This window comes from Bacteriovorax sp. HI3 (assembly GCF_059738875.1).
Map to the genome: position 1 here is coordinate 704219 of NZ_AP026946.1, position 20686 is coordinate 724904.

General features: G+C 40.9%; 14 protein-coding genes. 10 read left to right on the forward strand and 4 right to left on the reverse strand.

The window, feature by feature from the left end; translation table 11 throughout:
• Window positions 1-130 precede the first annotated feature (130 nt).
• Entirely contained in the window at window positions 131-511 is a 381-nt protein-coding gene (locus AC6JA8_RS03350) for a hypothetical protein (protein ID WP_497975751.1), read from the reverse strand.
• Between the two features lie 244 nt (window positions 512-755).
• Between AC6JA8_RS03350 and AC6JA8_RS03355 the strand changes: the two genes are divergently transcribed.
• The gene (locus AC6JA8_RS03355) at window positions 756-1388 is read left to right on the forward strand and encodes a hypothetical protein (RefSeq protein WP_497975752.1); all 633 of its coding nucleotides are present in this window, start codon (window positions 756-758) and stop codon (window positions 1386-1388) included.
• A gap of 190 nt (window positions 1389-1578) precedes the next feature.
• Entirely contained in the window at window positions 1579-3354 is a 1776-nt protein-coding gene (locus AC6JA8_RS03360) for a hypothetical protein (RefSeq protein WP_497975753.1), read from the forward strand.
• A gap of 37 nt (window positions 3355-3391) precedes the next feature.
• On the opposite strand, the gene AC6JA8_RS03365 is transcribed toward AC6JA8_RS03360, so the two are convergent.
• The 3 genes from AC6JA8_RS03365 to AC6JA8_RS03375 all read right to left on the reverse strand — a co-directional run bounded on the left by AC6JA8_RS03365 (window position 3392) and on the right by AC6JA8_RS03375 (window position 8635).
• Window positions 3392-4618, reverse strand: a complete 1227-nt coding sequence (locus tag AC6JA8_RS03365; RefSeq protein ID WP_497975754.1) for an isocitrate dehydrogenase (NADP(+)) — start codon at window positions 4616-4618, stop codon at window positions 3392-3394.
• A gap of 87 nt (window positions 4619-4705) precedes the next feature.
• The gene (locus tag AC6JA8_RS03370) at window positions 4706-5116 is read right to left on the reverse strand and encodes a response regulator (RefSeq protein WP_497975755.1); all 411 of its coding nucleotides are present in this window, start codon (window positions 5114-5116) and stop codon (window positions 4706-4708) included.
• A gap of 3 nt (window positions 5117-5119) precedes the next feature.
• Complete coding sequence (locus AC6JA8_RS03375) at window positions 5120-8635, reverse strand: hypothetical protein (protein ID WP_497975756.1); 3516 nt, start codon at window positions 8633-8635, stop codon at window positions 5120-5122.
• Between the two features lie 208 nt (window positions 8636-8843).
• On the opposite strand from AC6JA8_RS03375, the gene AC6JA8_RS03380 reads away from it, so the two are divergent.
• From AC6JA8_RS03380 to rplI, 8 genes are all read left to right on the forward strand, one after another.
• The gene (locus AC6JA8_RS03380) at window positions 8844-9695 is read left to right on the forward strand and encodes a hypothetical protein (protein WP_497975757.1); all 852 of its coding nucleotides are present in this window, start codon (window positions 8844-8846) and stop codon (window positions 9693-9695) included.
• Between the two features lie 264 nt (window positions 9696-9959).
• On the forward strand, window positions 9960-10874 hold the full coding sequence (locus AC6JA8_RS03385) for a hypothetical protein (RefSeq protein ID WP_497975758.1): 915 nt from the start codon (window positions 9960-9962) through the stop codon (window positions 10872-10874).
• A gap of 155 nt (window positions 10875-11029) precedes the next feature.
• Window positions 11030-12226: a hypothetical protein gene (locus AC6JA8_RS03390; protein WP_497975759.1), complete on the forward strand. Its 1197-nt coding sequence runs from the start codon at window positions 11030-11032 to the stop codon at window positions 12224-12226.
• Between the two features lie 131 nt (window positions 12227-12357).
• Complete coding sequence (locus AC6JA8_RS03395; RefSeq protein WP_497975760.1) at window positions 12358-15441, forward strand: hypothetical protein; 3084 nt, start codon at window positions 12358-12360, stop codon at window positions 15439-15441.
• Between the two features lie 9 nt (window positions 15442-15450).
• Window positions 15451-18324, forward strand: coding sequence for a S8 family peptidase (locus tag AC6JA8_RS03400; protein ID WP_497975761.1), 2874 nt, complete (start codon window positions 15451-15453; stop codon window positions 18322-18324).
• An 82-nt stretch (window positions 18325-18406) separates the two neighbouring features.
• Window positions 18407-19051, forward strand: a complete 645-nt coding sequence (rpsR, locus tag AC6JA8_RS03405) for a 30S ribosomal protein S18 (RefSeq protein ID WP_158649546.1) — start codon at window positions 18407-18409, stop codon at window positions 19049-19051.
• Between the two features lie 14 nt (window positions 19052-19065).
• A complete protein-coding gene (locus AC6JA8_RS03410) occupies window positions 19066-20073 on the forward strand; it encodes a DUF2232 domain-containing protein (RefSeq protein WP_102242459.1) in 1008 nt (335 codons plus the stop codon).
• A complete protein-coding gene (gene rplI / locus AC6JA8_RS03415) occupies window positions 20070-20684 on the forward strand; it encodes a 50S ribosomal protein L9 (protein ID WP_497975762.1) in 615 nt (204 codons plus the stop codon). Before AC6JA8_RS03410 ends, rplI begins: the two co-directional genes overlap by 4 nt.
• Window positions 20685-20686 lie beyond the last annotated feature (2 nt).

Consider the following 20686-nt stretch of genomic DNA (forward strand, 5'->3'; position numbering starts at 1 on the left):
TTAAAATTTGGATTATTATCGCAATTTATTTAGGAAAGAGTGGAGAGTTGAAAGAATTACATAGAAGATGTGTTTAAGAGATAGACAAAAAGGCGCCTAGTGGTTCTAAGGCGCCTTTTTAAAAGAATAATTACTTTAAGTTATCTAGTGCTTTTAACTGTTGGTTCATTGATTGCTCAAGTTGACGAGCAAGCGCCATCTCTTGTTGGAATCTGATTTGTTCCATTTTCTTTTCAACCATAATACGGTTTCTTTCTTCTAGTCTCTCTCTTAGAAGTTTTAAACGGTCAGAAGCCGTTAACTTCTTAGGAGCTGGTTTTCTTACTAAAACTCTTTTTGGAGCTGGAGCAGGTGCTGGAGTTGGTTCAGCTACTTGGTATTGTCCTTCAATGTTCATTGTAGGAGCTTGGATTGCTTCGTCAGCAAGTGTTAGTTCATCGTTGATTGTCAGGTCAGTGTCAGCTTTAACATTAAAAGCAAACATTAAGCTAAGTAGCATTAAGTACTTCATAGTTCCCCCGTGTGGTTATATGCGGCGTTTTTATGACTTCTATAAAGATCAGTAAAGAGCGTGTGTAAAAAAGATAGTGACACCATTTTCTCAGGATCATTCTGGCACCAGTGATATATAGTCACTGCAAGAAAATAGGCGATCTTATTGAAATGTTATTCAAACAACTGATGTTTTTGTTGGCACAGGCCTTGCTCTAGGAGTCTCGTGCTTAATAAAGCAAAAAATTCTGAGGGGGATTTTCATGAAAAAAGCAATGTTGTTACTAGGGGTTCTACTTTTATCTGTATCATGTGTTGAATTAAATGGTTCACTTCAAGTTCGTGAAGCTATGAGCGTGAAGAAGAAATCAGGATTTCTAAATCTAAAAACAAAAACAATCAAAATTGAGCCAGGGTCTTATTCAGCAGAGCTGAAAGTAAAGAGCCAGAAAAATATCAACCTTGAACTTAAAGGTGGATCATTGGGAGAAGTGGATATTCCAATCAAGTCTGAAGACAGCTTAAACCTTCCACTGAACGGACAATTCTACATCGAAGGAAGAAAAATCGAGCAACCATTCAACGTAAGCGGGACAATCACAACAAATGTTGATCACTGGGGATACACAGATACAACTGAAAAATGTGAGAGACAAATCACAGAAAGAAGATGTGAAAAAGTGTGTGTAAAAGAAACTGGAAAGTGTGATGTTGTTTGTAAAGACGTAGTGATCACTCTATACGGACTAAAAGATATTTCTTACCACTACAAGAGAACAGACCGCGAAGTTCGTCTTGAGTTTATGCCAGAGAACTCAACAGCAGTTATCGCCAGCCTTCCAGCTCGCGGAATTGAGTCTGAAAAAATCATCGATAGAGAAACAATCTGTCGCTAATTTTTAAAAGAAAATGAATAACATTTACTAAATGAAAGGGGAGCGAAAGCTTCCCTTTTTTTGTCTTTATTTCAATCATCGTCAAAAAAATAGTCAGCTTCGTTTCTAATTATCAAATGCTTATTTTTATTATTCGTGGCGATTGGTTTGCATATGAAATTATATTTTATTTCTTAAAAGGACATTGAATATGATTTCAAAATTATTTTTAGTTACTCTCTTGGCCTTTCCAATGGTGAATCTTCCCAAGGCCCAGGCCGCAAGCTGTAACCCAAGTATTGTCTCTAATCGCGAGCTGGGGTCTACCATCTCTCCAGAGATGCTGGGAAATCTTTATGCCCGAGCGATGTTGAATATTGCCAAAGCAGCAGTGCTGGAAAACTATGGCACATTTGAAGATGCTGCTCGTGATATCGTTAGTAAAGCCGAAGGCAGAGGTCTTGAGTCATTAAAGAGCAGGGCCAAGAATTTTAATTACTGGCAAAAAAATAATCGCATTAGTAATGCAGACTTCTCTTTAGTTGCCTCTTTGATGGGACTGGACCAGGCGGAATTGGCCGCACTTAACTTAGCTTATCTTGCCAATAAAGGAGATCCGAGCATTTCCTTTAGCGAAGCGATTTTTAAAATAATTTCTAAAGGGGATAACTTGACCGTAGTCACCAGCGGGCAATTGGATCAATTGCTGGGAGATTTTCCGTCTGCATGTTTACAAAAAATTCCCAAGAACCAGTTGGTCAATTTAATTAATAAACTGAATATGGCCGTCTCTGAAAACTTAAATGATGTCAGTATTGATGGTGAGTATGTCAGGTTTGCTCAAACTTCACTTATGCATATGCCTTCTTTAAAAGTGGTAAAAACGAAATACGATCCCGCAGATGTGGATTCATTGCACGTGGGATTCAGACTTCTTTCAGAAGTTGGAGGATCATTTAATTCATATAGAGATTCCAATGCTGTTATTCATAGTGTTTCAAACCTTGAGACAATCAAGCACTTTCATAAGTTCTATGGCTTGTCTGACTTTGCAGTTTTGAATAAAAAAGAAAAGACACTGACCTTCTTTGATGAATCGGCAAGAGTACAAAAAAGAATAACGATCGATATTGCTTCTACTGATGACCGCATGAATGCCGGTGGTGCGGGTATTTACTACGGTCTTATTGATAAAGGAAATACTTATTATGCCAAGGCCTTATCTGACAGAGGAATGAGAGAAGTTTTTAAAAGCAGGCAAGGGCAGGCAATCAGAATTAATGGACCTCTTTATATTCTTCCTCAAGATACAGGAGCTCATAAATTTAGGATTAAGAATAAGAGACTTGCCTTTAGTGGGTATCAGTTCTATCGCAAAAGCCGAAATTTAAATTATTCAATCGAGAGTAATACTAAGTTCAAGCTTGAGATCAGACACAGTTATAAATCGAAATTCGTCGCTGATTACATCAATACTTTGGAAAAAGAGAAAAGTCGCTTGATGCAAATTTTAAAAGTGGATAACGACGATTATAACATCCTGGCAGGATTTGCCATTGGTGTTCTCGCTCCTGAATCAGATTTCGGTAAAAACTGGAAATATGTCCTGAAAGAATTTTTACCTGGGGCCGTATCATTAGCTAAAGGAAACGGACTTGATACCAGCAAAAATAGCCGTGGCCCAACTCAGTTAAAAGTGATTCCGGAAGAAATTATGGAAGCGTATGGGATTAGTAAGACCAATCTGACAGACCCAGAGAATGCAGCGGTCGCGACGATTGCTATTAGTGCTGACTTTTTAAAGCAGCTGAGAAATTTAGGTGTAAATCACAAAGCGATCAATGAAGAGAATATTCAAACGTACCTGTATTACTTATATCAAGGTAAACGCGTACAGATTAAAGAAGCTCTGGCGACCCCGGATGACAATCTGGCGATAAGGAAAATTGTAGCAGTAGTAAAAGGATTAGAGTTTTTAGAATATTAAGATAAAAAAAGGGCCTCTTTCGAGGCCCTCATCAAAGTTACATTTTAAGTGCTTTTTTTAGGTTTTCATCAAGAGCATCAAGGAACTTCTCAGTTGTTAAATACTGATCAGCTGTTACCTTGTCACCGTAGATACAAACCGCAAGGTCTTTAGTCATTTTTCCAGACTCAACCGTTTCAACACAAACTTTCTCTAGAGTTTCACAGAAGTGAACTAGAGCAGGGTTGTTATCTAACTTACCTCTGTGGTTAAGACCACGAGTCCAAGCAAAGATAGAAGCGATTGGGTTCGTTGAAGTTGGTTTTCCTTGTTGGTGCATTCTGTAGTGACGAGTTACAGTGCCGTGAGCTGCTTCAGCTTCCATTGTTTTTCCATCTGGAGTGACAAGAACTGAAGTCATAAGTCCAAGAGAACCGAAACCTTGAGCTACTGTATCTGACTGAACGTCTCCGTCGTAGTTTTTACATGCCCAAACGAAGTTACCATTCCACTTAAGAGCAGAGGCAACCATATCGTCGATTAGTCTGTGTTCGTACACGATTCCTAGAGACTCGAATTTCTTCTTGTAGTCTGCTTGGTAGATTTCTTCGAAGATATCTTTGAAGCGACCATCGTACTTTTTTAAAATTGTATTTTTCGATGAAAAATACAATGGCCATTTTTTAGAAAGGGCCATGTTGAAACACGAGTGAGCAAATCCACGGATAGACTCATCTGTGTTGTACATAGAAAGAGCTACACCAGGGCCTTTGAAGTTATAAACTTCTTTTTCGATCTTTTCGCCGTTTTCTCCAACGAAAGTCACAGTCAGTTTTCCTTTTCCTGGAACGACGAAATCAGTTGCGCGGTACTGGTCACCGAAAGCGTGACGACCGATCATGATTGGAGCAGTCCAGTTTGGAACTAGACGAGGAACGTTTTTACAAATGATTGGTTCACGAAATACAGTCCCATCAAGAATGTTTCTGATTGTACCGTTTGGTGATTTCCACATTTCTTTTAGGTTGAATTCTTTTACACGTGCTTCATCTGGAGTGATTGTCGCGCACTTGATACCAACGTTGTACTTCTTGATTGCTTCAGCAGCATCAACAGTCACTTGATCGTTAGTTGCATCTCTGTGCTCCATTCCAAGATCGTAGTACTTAATATCTACATCAAGGTACGGAAGAATTAGTTTTTCTTTAATGAACTTCCAGATGATTCTGGTCATTTCATCGCCATCAAGCTCCACCACAGGGTTAGCTACTTTGATCTTTGTCATGCGCATATTCCTTACGTTTGTACGTTGCTATAATTTGAGATGATTCTATGAGAGGAGGAGAGGATAGTCTATATTCGTTGCCGTGGGTTAAGCCGCATTTGCCTTCATTTGATGAAGATATTTTTGGGCGCGCTCCAGAATGGGCTGAAAGTTTGCTGTTTGGACGATATAGTCATTGGCGCCCATGAAAACCATGTCGCAAATTTCTTCTTCGTTGCCATTTTTAGATATAAATAAAATTGGTAATTCTGCTTTTGCTTTTTCTATTCTGACAAGGGAGATGATCTCCTGGGCCGACATATCATTCATATCTTCATTGCAGATAATCATGTTGTAGTCTTTCTTGTGTTCCAGAAGGTAGAGGAGGTGAAAGCCACCGGTGGCAAATTCAACTTCAAAATTCTCAAGCATGCGCAGCTTTCCGGCCAGGATATTTCTGAAATTGATGTTTTCGCTGGCAATAAGAATTTTAAATGTCTGCTCTTTGATAATGGCCATAGCTTATCCGTAATTTTTAACAGCTTTTGTAACTAACTTCTCGGCCTCTTTCATGGCCTTCTTTTTTTCTTCATCAGTCTGAATCGTTCCTTTAAACTTTGGCTCAAGAACGTGCTCTTTAATGTACGCTTCAGCTTTTTTACCATCTTCTGTCAGGCGCACTTTTTCCCATTGAAGAGATTCACCACCATAAAGAACCTTGGCGAAAAATTTCGTCACACCATTCATTTCGTTGATCTGGTTTTGAATACTCATCTTGATGGCCTTTTCACCAAAAGATGGAGCATCAATTAAAAGCTTCACTACGTTGTCTTTAATGGCATCCATATTGGCCTTGAAACCAGAGCCAGACATGTCAGCACCATCAACGAGGGCAGGCTTTAGAAGCTTTTCCATAACGGCATCTTTGATCTTTGATCCTTCCGGAGTGTTGAAGATTTCTTCAAAGTTTTCTTTCTTTAGAAGAACATCTCTTAATTCCATTGGAACATCTTTATCTGAGATCCCGGCAAGTGAGTCTTTAACTGTTCCACGAACCATCGCTTTAATAAACTGATCAAGCCCACCGCTCTGGTATAAGAAATCCAGCAGGTCTTGTTTCGCTTTTTTCGACTTGGCCACATCGTTTAGATCGACAGAAAGATTTTTAATGATCCCGTCCAGTGAGTGCTTTGCATTCTCCGGGTTGTATTCGATGTAATGTGACAATAAAATCGCCAGAGGTTTAACTGACGAGTCGATGTTTTGCTGCATTTGTTGCGTGTATGGAGAAGCTGGAAGAAGGGCACTCAAGCACGGAAGGAAAGTTGAGAACTCGCGCTTAATCATGACTGTGGCCGCGTCTTTTTGCTCTGTCGTCATCCATGTATTGATGTTACTTCTAACAATAGTCATCCCGCGGGCCGTAAGCGTATCAGTACAAACGCTCAGTTTCGCAGTCACTTCACCCATTGGAAATTTCTTTAAACCATCAAGACACTGGTTGTATTGTTTTAGGGCATCGTCAATCTCTGGTTTTTGAGCATTGAAATCCGCTGTACCCAGTGCACCTTTTAGAAGATAGTTTAACTTCAGGGCCCCAAGTTGTTTTGCAAAATTGATGGCGAAGTTTTTTGTACACTCATCAAGGTGAGCTGAAAGAGCATCGCCGGCAAGGTCTTTATCTGCACAGGCCATAAATTCATCTTCAACCGGGCGCAGGGCAGAAGGAGTCTTCGTTGTATTTAACTGCGCCTGAGTTTCCACGCGGCCGTAGTTGATAACGATAGATTTCGTTGCTTCACGCTTTAAGCTGTCGACACATTTGTCTTGTTTGGCTTCTTTGGCCATACAGGCCTGGAAGTTGCCCATCAGGGTTTTTCTGATTGAATTACGTTTTTCTGAAAGGTCCATTCCCGGACGGTCTTTCAGGTAAGAGTTTAGTGAAGAGTCGATCTGATCCTGGCCAACGATCATCGTCGTTGAAGAAGAGACTTTATCTGAACAAGTGTATAGGTTTTTTGTGTAATCAGAGATTGAGAATTCTTTACCGTCTTTTGTTCCAAGACAATCTCCAAGAGCTTTTTTAAATTGAGCTTCAACCGTTTTTTTGTCGCCCTCTCGACCATCGTACATACTTCCCACACTTTTGTTGAATTGAACTTCACCAAAGAAGAAAGCGATCTTTTTAACAGAGCCTTTGATACAAGTGTTGACCTGGTCCATGACCACGCCTGTTGTTTTCTTATCAATACACTCGTTGTTTGATTTTGTTAAATCAGCAATGAAAGAGTCTACTTGTTGTTTAGTTAAACCAAGAGCAGAAAGTCCGCCTGATTTTTCCAGGTAGCCGTACACTTCTTTTGAGAAGCTCGTGCTTGAGATTTGCTTAGCAGCTTTAGTCGTAAGCGAGTTACTGCATTTTTCCAGCGTTTCATCAGAGGGCTCATTGCCAATACACTTTTCGAATTCACCTTGAACCAGGGTCTTAACGAGAGCGTTTGTCTCAGCTTCTGTGAGGTTGCCTTTTGCAGTGTCTCTGATTTGGTAGTCGGCAACTTTCATCGCCACATTGTGAGTCAGTTTTCCTGTACAGCTTCCTAATCTTTTATTAAGGTCGCTTGCTTCAGAAATATTATCGGGAAGGATTTTATCGATACATTTTCCCAGGTCAGCAACTGAAGACTTATTCAGTTCTGCTTTTCCTGGCATTCCATCCGGGATGGCGTCATTGAGCTTAAGAGTCGCAACATTTCCAGAGAAGCTGACAATCGTCTTTCTTAGACAGGCTTCACGGGCCGCGGGTGTTTGTTGATTGTTCCAACATTTATCAAGAAGGGCGACACCTTCATTACCAACTTTGACTGATAATGATTTATTATTTTTGAGTGAGTCGCTGGCAGTGTCTCTTAGAGTCGCGCTTACAACTTTATATGTCACTTCGTTGGTGATGCTGTTTTCACAAGGGGAGATATCCAGCATTCCGTCTGCTCTGGCCCCTTTTTTCTTTTGGGCTTCAGCACATGTTTTAAACTGGGCACTCTTATCTGCAGCAAGTTTTTTGACTTCTGCCGGCGTCAGCACCGACTTGATAGCAGGTGTACTGGTAATTTTATCATTAACCAGAAGAGATCCGGTATTTGAAACCAGTGTGTCGATACATCCCATAAATTGGTCAGTATAAGACTCTTTGCTCTGAGGATTGTTTCCAACTTTTTGCGTACATGAATCAAACGAAGGCCACACTGATTTTTTAATCAGGTCAGCAGACGCTTTTGAAGAAGCTTTTTCATTAATTGTTTTAGAAAGAGAGATGTCTGTAACTTTACTTACACCTGTCTTCATAGTTGAGAGTGCACAGTTTTTTACATCTGTTGCTGTCGATTTTGTTTTAGCAATACAGGCCTTATAAAGATCGGCCTGGGCCTTGTTAAATGGAGTGCGCTCTCCAGAAGGCAGAGAAGAGTTAAGACTCGCGCGCGATAATTCGTACACGATCCCGATCCCGGCACTTGGAACTAAGCTGGCCGAAAGGGCATCAATACAATGGCTGGCATCGTACTGAGAGTTCATTGATTTTCCGATACAACCATTAAACGGCTCGGTCATTTTATTGACCCACAGAGCACGTCGGGCCGGATCAGCGACACCTTCTTTTTCCAGGATTTTGTCGGCAAACTTTCCAATCAGGTTGTTTCCTAAATATCCATAGAATCGTATAAGATTTTCGTCAGTGAGAGGATTGAGGGTTTTTTTCATCCCATCCTGAATAGTCGATTTGATAAAAGTATTCAGCTCTGTTGGACTTGAATAGTAACCAAGAAGGTCTTTTTGGTATGGAGTGATTTTCTCCATAACTTTCTTTTCAATATTAATGTTGAACAGGTCGGCCGCTCCGGCCTTCACCTTAGATGTCATTGTTTGCGTGAATGATGAGGGCCTCTCGTAGTTCGTCGGCGTAATTAACGCAATTGAATCAAGCTCCGCAGAAAATGACTCAAATGACAACCCAGTCAGCACAATTACAAGTAAATTTTTCATGACCTGTTCCTAAACATAGTTCCTCGTGGTTTAACGGCAAAAATCGACGCGATCTTTAAAAGAATCGGGGTCGATATGCGACTAATTTTCTTTCACGAGCAAGAAAAAGCTGACAGTTGAGTGAAAAAGTCGACTACTGAAACTAAATAGTGTTACTAGAGAGACAATAATTGTCGGGTATCCGACACACTTCACAAGAGGGGTTTTAATGAAGGCATTTTTAAAATTATCTATGTTAGCTTGTTTAGCTGTTCTTGCTAGCTGCGGAGGCGGCGGTGGCGGCGGCGGTGGTGGACACTCGACTTACGGGACATACTACTCACCAAACATCCTAGCGAGTGAGTTCGTTAACTCACTAAACTCAGTAGATGGAACTTATTCATCTCACGTTGAACTTTACACGAATGAAACTCTTAGATCTCAAGTTCCAGGGCAAGAAGACTGGTTCGTAATCTGGGACGCGAAATACAGCGAATATAAAGCTGTGTCTCTTCAATACATCCGTTCAATCGTTTACTACGATTACTATGCTAACAACAGAGCTGTAGCTTCTGAGTTCAGATCTATTGAAAGAGGGGATATCCTTTCTGGTAACCTAAACGGTGACTACTACGGAAATGACTACGAAGTAGTAGACAGACTTTCATCTGGATACTTCGAAGGAAGAAACTCTGGATACCTATACGAAGACGAAGCAACTTCTACAGACGTTTCTCTTCTTGCTAAAGAACAAGAGCAAAAGAAATTCTTCGACAAAGCTGCAAAAGTATCTCTTGTTTACAACGTAAGCATCGAGACATCTATGTCGATGATCACTCTTGGATCAAAGATCGAAAAAATGCTTTCACGTGCTAACGGTGAGCTAACTCAAGAAGACCAAGCGGCCCTTCTTGGAGACATCAAAACTCTTACAGGTGTTAGCCTAGAAGAACTACAAAAAGCTTCAGAAAACTCTGCAGCTAAAGAAGAAGTTCTTGCTAAGGTTGCTGCTAAGATTGGAACTTCTGCTCAAAACCTAGAGCAAAAATTCCTTCCAGAAGTTTTCGGGATTACACTTTAATCTCAAAGACAGTTTAGCTAAAAACTAACAGGGCCCGCTTTACAGCGGGCCTTTTTTTTTTGCCCAAAATCCATAAAACCTGACCAAATTGGTGTCATAAAGAAACTAAACTTTCATCATTGGTGTCAGGTTGATTCCGAAAAAAATTGCAAAAATCTTAAATACTTACAAGTTGAGTGAAAAGATCGACTATTTTTTTAACCCCTGTTACAAATCGATTATGTCGAATTAATCAACCGACATTTCCTGAGGGGGGAATTAATTATGAAATCGCTTTTTAAACTATCAATGCTCGCACTATTAGTAACTCTAGCTAGCTGTTCAGGCGGCGGCGGTGGCGGAGGAGGCGGTGGAACGTATACACCTCCAACAACTGGCGGTGGTGGATCAACTCCAACAACACCAACAACTCCAACATCTACATATGGACAATATTCTTCGGCCAACATCTTAGCTTCAGAATTTGTTTCATCACTTAACTCTGTAGACAGCACTTACTCTTCAAGAGTTGAGCTTTATACAAACGAAACACTAAGATCAAAGCAAGCAGGCCAGGATGACTGGTTTGTTATCTGGGATGCTAAATTCCAGGAATACAAGGCCGTATCACTTCAATATGTTCGTTCAATCGTTTACTACGACTACTACTCTAACAACAGAGCAGTGGCTTCAGAATTCAGAAAAATCGAGACTGGTGACGTGACAGCAGGTAACCTAAACGGTGACTACTACGGTAACGACTACGAAGTTGTAGACAGACTTTCATCTGGATACTACGAAGGAAGACAATCTGGTTACCTATACGAGGACGAAGTTGGATCAACTGACGTATCTCTAATGGCCAAAGAACAAGAACAACAAAAATTCTTCGCGAAAGCATCAAAAGTGTCTTTCGTATACAACGTAAGCTTAGAGACATCTATGTCGATGGTTACTCTAGGATCAAAAATCGAGAAAATGCTTTCACGTGCTAACGGTGAGTTAACTCAAGAAGACCAACTCGCACTTCTTGGGGATATGAAAACACTTACTGGTGTAAGTCTTGAAGAGATCCAAAAAGCAACTCAATCGGCCGATGCTAAAGAAGACGTCATCGCCAAAATCGCTGAAAAACTGGGAACAAGCGCTTCAAACCTAGAGCAAAGAGTTCTTCCAGAAGTTTTCGGTATCACACTTTAATCAACTCTTAGACACTATCGTGGCTAAGTCCTTGAGGCCCCCGCAGAGATTGCGGGGGCTTTTCTTTTGTGGCCGTAAAAATTACCACCCATCTTCTCTGCCTACACCGACAGAGGTAGAACCATGCGAGATTTATTTAATTCCTTGGGGGATGTATGTTTAAAAGTGTCGTTGCTTTTTTAGCTCTGGCCGTGATTTCTACAGCTCATGCTTCATACCATGTAGCTTCTTATAACACTGACAACCTTGATCCTAACAGACCGACACGTGTGATGGTGGTTGGTAATGGTGATGACCTGGGACTTCTATTTGAAGAAGTGGCAAAAGCAAAGGCCGTTAAATACACAGAAAATTATCCACAAGACCAGATTGCTTTGATTGCTATCAATGAAAAAGAAATGGGGAGCGAGTGGAACTTAAAACGTTATGGTTTTAAAATCGAAAGAAACGATAGTTCAACACTTGATGGAAAAGAATTTATCAAGGAAGTTTCAAAGTTTAAGAAGATCATTTCTCTGGATATTTTTAGCCATAGCTCTGCCCAATTCGGGATTCACCTGGATGGAAGAGCGAACCGTTTAAATATTACGACTAAAGGCCTTGAGGCGCTAAAACCGAACTTCATGAAAGATGCATTTGCTTACCTTCATGGATGTAACTCAGGATTTAACCTGGCCCCATTCTTATCAAACATCTGGGGAATTCCAGTGGCGGGGTCGATGACATCAACAAACTTCCAGAGACTGCACTCTGATGGAAATTTCTATCTTTCAGAAGAAGGGTATGCTCCAAACTCTGACTGGGCAAAAACAAATACCCTTTCATATGATAAAGAAGTTGAATGTAAAACTGGAACATGTCAAAGACTTAAGCCAGACAACACTCCTTATGTTGGATTCTGGGGAGCATACAGAGCTGGTGGACTTCCTTTCTACAAGTTCTTCTGTGTGAAAAACTCAGAAGCTGACTGTCAGAGAGTGATGGCAAAATCAATGCTGTCTCATACACTGACAATTAATCTAAAAAAGAACAGCTCACTTGCTGAGTACAAAAAAGCAGTCTTTGATTTTCTTTGCCCGGTAAGCTCGAAAAAAGACTTAAGAGGGGAGTGTGAAGCAAAGCTTGATGAAGCATTAGTGACTGGGGATATGACGTACAACCCATTCTCTCGCCCGCAAGTAGAGTGTAGCTTTAAAGAGTGTAAGGTTGAGATCGATTGCGAGAAGGTTCTTTTCACTGGAGTTCCAAAACCAGGAACGTGTGAACTCAAAAACAACACTCCAGCTCCTGCGACAACCCTGGTTCGCGAGTACAAAGCTTACCTGGCTGCCTTTCCAAGTCTTTCTAAATAAACGAACAGCAAAAATACAGGTGTCTAAACTTTAGACACCTGCTCCTAAAATTACCCGGTCTCAATCTCTTGATTTAATAAAGCGCTACAATACCCATTATTTGGATCATTTCTTGCTTTAAGGACCGTACTATGAAAACAAAATTTAATAGGCTAATGAGTTTCTGCGTCCTTTTTACGTCTTTTGTTTACGTGCAAGCGTATGCAGGAGAGTCCTTCATTCCTCTGCAAAAGGGATTGAGGATGGCCAGTGACGATTTGATATACAACGATCAAGTCTTATCCAGCCGTGAAGCGGATATCTTAGGAAATTCCCAGAAAGTGGATTTATCGCTCTTAAATCCGCGCCCTAATGATCTTTGGGACAGCACTGTCACTAATGTCGATGACCAAAGCGAAATCGCTATCCGCGACAACGATGTTCTTTCATATGAAGGCTCTATTCTTTCCAACACCGGACTTTACCGCTTTAATGCGATTCCGACTAATGGGAATAAGGTCTATACCATCCATTTAGATAAAACTCTTCACACAATGTTGATGAGAAAGAATCTTCTGCGTGCCCTTGGATATAAAATCCCGGCGATGAAGTATTTAAGAAAAGTCACAATTCAATTTAATTCAAAAGCGGCCATGGAAAGTTTTCTAAAGAGAGAAATCCCGGAAGCCACTCTTGGAGCGGCCGATAGATGGGCCGCAACTGATTTAGTAAAGGCCGATCAATTGACGGTAACTTTAAAAGACGTTGCAGTAACAGAACCTAATGAATACGATTTTTATAACGTCTCAATGGGTATCCCGACTCAAACAATTAACAGTCGTTCATTAAGAGCGCTGGTTATCCCGTACTCATTGGTCGACCTTTATGAAAGTGTCAACAAGTTCAGCTGGGTTGATGGAAAGATTGATAACAAGTCTGTTATCCTTTCGCATTTTACGGCCAACGATTTTGCGACAACAGTAGACGATGCTGTATGGATGTTAAACCGCTTAAATAAACTCTCTCGCGCTGATTTTCAGAAAATCGTTGCCGATGCACAATTTCCAAAAGAAGTTGAATTGGTTCTTGTTGAAAAACTCATTTCAAGAAGAAACTCTCTTAATAAACTCTTTTCTTTAAAGACTGCTGAAATTGCATTCAACCCTAAAATCACGATGGGTTCTGCTTTAAGAGAAGGAAAGATTGTTCAAAAAGAGTACCCTGATTATGCTTCTCGCTTTGCTTATGGTGACGCTGAGTCTCCGCTTGAGCAGATGAGATTTTTCCTTTACTCAAAAATTCAAAGTAACATCATTGATAACCTGGTTAATAAGTTAAACGGTGAAATGTCGATCTTTGACTTAGGTGAAAAGAGAACTGAATACTTCCAAAAGCAATTTAAGGAAGGTCTGGATCACTTCGTGGAAACTGGTGAGCTTCTTCCAATTAAAGTTGGAGCTTGGTACAGCCCGGTGGTTGACGTTAATTTACTTCTCTCAAGAGATATCATCCTGGGGAACTATCTGGGGACAGATAACTTAGTTCAGCTTGCTGATACATTTGGAGCAAGTGCTGATGTCGGTATGTTTGCCGGTATTGAAGGTCTGGGCTATGACCTGGCCGGAAGTGCAAAAGCTTCTGTATCGCTGGTGCGCTCATACTCTCACTTAAAACCAGTTAAGAACTTAAAAGAAAGTTTAAAAGAGCCTTACAAAAATATGTTCGTGGGTCTTTTAAAGCGCTCATTAAAAGAAAAATTCTTTTCGCTCTCTGAGCTACAAAAACTTGGAGAGAAGGCCGACGAAGCAGGGTCTGCTAAAGATGAGCAGAAAAAGCGCATTGAAGAAATGTTTGCAGAAATTGACAAGAACCTGGACGTTGGTGAATCACTTATCATCACTGACCGACTAGTCCCTTCAGCAAGCGTGCGCCTGAACTTCAACCAAGGGCTCATTGGAGCAGGGATTGGAGTTTCTGGAAGTGTCACTGTTTTAAAACGTATCCACTTATACAAAAAGAGTCCTAAAGTTCTTCAGATCTATGATGACTCAGGATTTGTAAGAAATGTTGATATCAGCTTTACAGTAAGCAGTTATGTGAACTGGCTTAAAGTAAGTGCAAAACTGGATAAAGGTCACTACAACGTTAATTCGTACATGGTTAACCTTTCAACTGACCTTTCTGAAAACCCAAATCTTTTCTCAAATGCACTAGGGGTTTACAACGTTCTAAAGAACAAAGATTTTGAACTTCTTGATAAGAACAATCCTCCGGTAAAATTGGATGTTCAATTTAAAGATAGAACCAGAAGCTTATCGCTTCTTTTCTGGAGAATGAAATCTCTTACAGGAAAAACGTACTACGACCTAAAAGCAAAAGACGGTGTCGAGGGAACTTACTATAGTTTGGAAAAAGACTTCTTAACAGGTCTTAACCCGGAAGCTTTCTCGAAACAATTATTGAATTATTACCTGGCAAAGGAAGAAATTGAGGACGTAAGAATCACAGAAGACGGAAACCGCAACCCGGGAGAGAGCTTCTTTGGGCGTTCACACACGCAGAAGCTTCGTTATGAAGCAAGTCTTGATACCAACAAACGTTTTGCCCAGAAGTTCCTGTCTCTTTCTGACGTCAAACAAGGTTGGGGAATGAGTGAGAAGAAAGTGAGAAAGTTCATGACTAAAGTGAACGAAAAATTCCAGTACCCACTATTTGATATCGGTCAGATCGATTTCAAGAAGCTTCGTCTGTTTAATGTTGGTTACCACATGAACCTTTATAACAAAGGGATCGAGCGTCTGCACTCAATTAAAGAGTCAGAGATCTTGCCTTTAGAAGTGAAGTACAAAAAAGAAAGATGGTGTTCAGAAGACGACAACAGAAAGAGAAGCGCAGTTTGTGGAGACCTGTGGTCGCTTAAGAGCTTAATTAAAAAATGTCCAAAGTCGAAAAACGACGAGGCCATGGCCGATTGTAGTGTCGAGCTTTTTGAAAAAATGATGGATGACCTGGACTTCAACGACTTCAAGAAACTGATTGGTGAAGACAGTATGTACATCTACGGAACAATCGACGGGTTCAGAGAAAAGTCAGAAGTGTTAAACGACACTCTATACTCGAACACAATTGGAAAAATTGGCAGCAAACAGTGGAATGGTCCACTTGACGTTGTGAAGGATTTATTAGGACTTTCTGGCGGAGAATTCAGCGGTGGCTGGATTCGCGAAGGACTATAGGTGGCCCTCATGAAAAAGATTATTTTTACAACACTTGTTCTTCAAAGCTTAACAGCGCTCGCTGGGACTAATGACCCGCTTTATAACAAACAATGGGCGCTGGAAAACAGCGGTCAGGTGATCTTAAAGAATATCTCTGACCTGGAACGCGTGCAGGTTAAAGGTCTTCCCGGTGTGGATATCAATTGGGTAGACACAAAAGAAGCGAAGACTGAAAAGAAAGAATTAATCGTGGCCGTTTTAGATAGTGGTCTGGATTTAGAACACCCGGATTTAAAAGACCGTATCTGGTACAACGAAAAACTTTGTGCCGGAGCAACCAACGCTGCCAACCGTCCTTGTTACGGTTACAACTACCTTGATAACAACACGATCCTTACAGACGATGTTGGTCACGGAACGCACGTGGCAGGTTTAATCGCAGCTAACAGAAACAACAGTACGGGGATTGCCGGAGCGGCCGATTCACGCATTAAGATCATGCCTTTAAAAGTTATCAACAGTTCGGTTAACGGATTTGTGTATAACGGAAAAGTTATTACTGACGTTATTGCTGATGCGATGACATTCGCAGTGAAAAATGGCGCAGAAGTTATCAACCTTTCTCTGGGATGGCCAAAACTAGTTGACCTGGCAAAAGTTCGCCAGGCCTTCGACTATGCTGAACAAAATAACGTTATCGTTATTGCGGCTTCAGGAAACAACAATAAAGACCTGCCGACTTTCCCATGTAGTTACGAAAACGTTATCTGCGTTGGTGCTATCGATAACCGCGGTGACCTGACAGATTTCACGAACCATGGATCAAAAGTCGACGTCGTCGCTCCAGGTGAATCAATCATCAGTACTTACCCGCGCGCTCTTGAGTCGCGTGTTCTTCGTATTAAAAACTACGAAACAAAACGTGGATCGAGTCAGGCGGCTCCTTACGTGACAGCGGCACTTGCAAACTTAAAACTTCTTCACCCTGGTTTAACTAATGACCAGGTGAGAAGCCTGCTTTTTAGAAGTGTAAAGAAACTGGCAAAAGAATCGTCTTCTCGTTTTGTGAAGTTTGGCTCTCTTGATATGAAGGCATTACTTGAACTTGCTTCTAAAGAAGAAGAGAAAGCTTTCGTTAATCCTTTAATGAAAGGACTGACGGAAGTTAAGTTCAATGCAGGAGACAGAAGGTTTGCCTTTAATCTTGAATTAAAAAATCTTTCAAACATTGATTACAAAGGACTCGTGTGCCTGCGTTCAGGATCAAAGGCGATTGAGCTGGATCAAAACTGTGTAAGCGTAGAAAACATCCAGGCCAAAAAATCATTGAGCTTTCCGGTGAGCGGATTGATTCAAGACCTGGCAGGGGACTCACACATTCTGTTGACTGTGCAGATTGATGATCGCACTTATACAACAAGCTTAGTTTTTAGCCGCAATCTAAATAACGATGCCGCTTTAATCAGTCAGTCGCTTGGTCAAGCAAGTTTTGATGATATGGCCGTTATCAGTGGAGACAGACGCCTTTCGAGAATGACTCGTGTTTTTGATAAACACAGACAAATTGCTTTCCCTGAGTATTTTTACCAGGAAAAACTAAAGCAAACTGAAAACGCTTCAGTTGTGTCTCTGTTAACGAGTGAAGGTGGAAAGTTTACGGTGAAGACGATCACTCTTCCAAAAGTAAACAAGGTGCTTTCAATCCACCGCCAAGACATCAATATGGACGGGAAGCTGGATTATTTCATCTACACACTTTCAAACAAGAAAGATGAACTTCAGTTCTATATTCTTGATGAAAAACTAAACCCACTGTTTAAAGAAAACTCGACATGGTCGATGACCCTTTCAACTTTTGAAGGTCTACCGATTGATGGTGGGATGGAGAAGTTTGAGTGGATTAAGGTGAAGAACCCTACACTTGGAAATATTCTTGTTCCTTCAATTTACCGTTCGTACACAATGCCGGAAGCTGATAACTCAAAACAGATTTCTGAGCGCGTGATCGGAGCGATGTCTCACCAGTTCTATCTGAATCCAAAAGTGACAGATAAAAAAGTTGAGATCGAACTTCGCGTAGTGGACTCAGTAAAAATGATGGCCGCTCTTCGCAAAGAAATGGGCATCCTTGGAACATTTGATACGAAGTCAGTTTACTTATTAAAACCATTCCCACAAACGATGGAAGAGTCGAGAAATGGTGTGATCAGGTCACTGATTGTTGTAGATGAAGATGGTATCGGTCAACTTCACCAGGCGACGATCTCACTGGAAGGAAATAATTTTTCAAAGCTTTCAAGTTTATCGACGGAAAAAGCTGTTGATCAGTCGCTGATTTACCCAATCATCGATTCGAAAAACGGCAACGTGACTGATGAAGCGATTTTTACAACTTTACTCAACAGAGCAACGGCAGAGTTCCTGGTGAAAAATGATCACGAAATCGGATCAATTCAGCATTTAAACGAAGATTGGGAAAACCCAGTGATCGCTTTAACGGCCACTTTTGCTGAAAATGGCGCTAAAACTTATTTAGTAGAAAGCCGCTCGAGCCTTACGGTGCTACGTGACAACGGCAAAAAAGCGTCACTTCCGATCTACCGTGACTCAAGTTTTCCAGGCCAGAGCTTCTCAGAAACGATCACTCCAATCCTTTCAGAAGGCCGTCCTGGGGTCTATATCAATTCAACTCTGATCTACGGAGAGCGCCTGTATAGTATGGTAGATACTGAGAATAATGGGTTTATTAGGCCACTTTCACTATCGATCGGGATTCCTTCTGGGTGTGTGCCTCTGCTTCCAGAAACCCTAGCGGACAAGACTCAGTACAATTACGTATTTTTGTGCACAAGCCCATCTAAGGAAATCACTCTCAAATTCCTTCCTATGTCGCACCTTTAGTGTTAAATTCCTCAGTCTAAAAACATACTCGTCCTGGCCCATGGTGGGTCAGGACCTAATTTTTATTAGTCCAGGGGGATTTATGATTTATGAATTGTCAGTAGTGACAAAGCCGGAGCTTGGCGCTGAAGCTCACGCACAGATCGCAGAGATCGTGAAAGACGCACTTAAAGGCTTCGATGGTGAAGTTCTTATCGCAGACGATTGGGGAAGACTTGCTCTTGCTCAACCATACGCAAACGGTGCTCGTCACGGACACTTCCATTACTTCATGTACAAATCAAACACACAAGCTAACACTGAGTTAACTCGTCGTTTTGGTATCAATGAAGGCGTTCTTCGTACAGCTATCTTCAACATCGGTCTTGATGAAGAAAAAGAAACTCTAGTGAAGAACTTCAAGTCTCCACTTTCGAAAACACACCGTGGTTCAGTTCTTGATAACAAGAACGAAGACGACGATGAGTCAGGATTCGAAGATATGGAAGACGACCGTCGTAAATTCGCTAAGAGAAAGTCTTGCTGGTTTACAGCTAAGAAAATCAAAGCTGACTGGAAAGATCCTCAAACTTGGAACTGGTTAGTTTCTGAGTTCGGAAAAATTTCTCCAGCTCGCGTTTCAGGTATCTCTAGAAAACACCAAAGATTTGCTAACGCTGCTATTAAGCACGCTAGAAACCTTGGGATTTCAAGCTACCTATCTAACCGTACAGCTGATAGAGCTTAGTTAGAGTAATAGCGATGACTAAAGTCGAACAAACCTCACAGATCTTTGATCAACAGGCTTCAGTTCCAAAACTGTTGTTTTTGGCGATCATGACTATTGCGCTTTGTTCATTTGGTCCAATGAGTATTTTTGCTTCAGTTCCACTAGCTATTGCATTTCTTCTTTACGGCCGTTTAATCGGGTTTGGTTTAGGAGCTTTTTCAATGGCGCTGCTTTGGGGTCTTTCATTAACTGTGAAAGGTTTTCCACCGGCACTAGTGGGATACTATGGATCGGCCTTTTTATACGCACTAGTAACGGCTGAGATTGTCCTGAGAAACATCAATCCGGTAAAAGGATTGATCTACATGGGACTGATCCTTGTGATCATCTCTGGATCTTTAGTAGTAGCTTACGACAGGTTGAGCCCGACAGGGTTAAAAAGCGAAATCAGTCAGTATGTATCGTCTGTTTTATCGCAGCTTAAAAAAAGCAAACAAGAGTCTTCAGAAGTTTCTGGAGATGAAGAAAGGGCCTTTGATGATTTTGTTAATAAGCCAGAAGCTTTAACGAATGACATTTACAGTTCGCTTCCTTTGATTGTTTTTTGTGTTTCTTATTTTGGTTTGTGGGTGAGCTTGTATGTTACTCTTCGCAACGCCATCGTATGGAGATACAAAGCTGTTTATAAATACAGTCTGCGCGACCTGACTTATTTCAAGGCACCTGAGTTTTTTGTGTACCCGTTGATTCTTTCTCTGGTTTTATGGCTAGGGGCTGACTACGGACTTCCAAAAGAGTCAGAAGTAATTGGTCGAAACCTTTTATACTGTCTTGGCGTTTTTTATCTGTTCCAGGGTTTTGGAGTCTATAACGACTTCCTGAAGTTTTTAAGAATCGGCGGATTTATTAAGACTCTGTTTATTGCTTTTACATTTCTTCTAGCGTCTAAGTTCCTCGCGATCTTAGGCATATTTGATTTATGGTTCGATTTTAGAAGATTTTTTACAAATTCAAAAAAAGATGAAGGAGATACTATATGAAAGTTATTTTAACTGAAAAAGTTCCTACTCTAGGGAACATCGGAGAGATCGTTAACGTATCAGCTGGTCATGCTAGAAACTATCTAGTACCAAATGGCTTCGCAATGGTTGCTGACGAAGGAAACAAGAGACTACTAGCTGCTCAACAAAAAAGCCTTGGAAAGAAAATCCAAGCTCAAAGAGATGCTGCTAACGAAACTAAAAAGAAAATCGAAGGTCTTACAATCGAACTTATCAAGAAAGTTGGAGCTTCTGGGAAACTTTTCGGAACTGTTACAAACGCTGAGCTTTCTAAAGAACTAGAAAACCGCGGTTTAACTGTTGAAAGAAGACTAATTCACCTAGATGCACCAATCAAAGGTCTTGGTACTTTCACTGCAAAAGCTAAAATCTTCCAAGATATCGAAGCTACTTTCAAAGTAAAAGTTGCTATCGATCCTAAGCAAGCTGAAGAACTAAAACTTGCTCAAGAAGAAGCTCTAAAAGCTGCTGAAGCTCGTAAGAAAGCTGCTGCTGACGCAAAAGCTGCTGGTGAGTCTGCAACTCCTGCTGCTGAAATGACTGAAGAGCAAAGATTAAAAATGGAAGTTGATAAACTTCTAAGATCTTAATT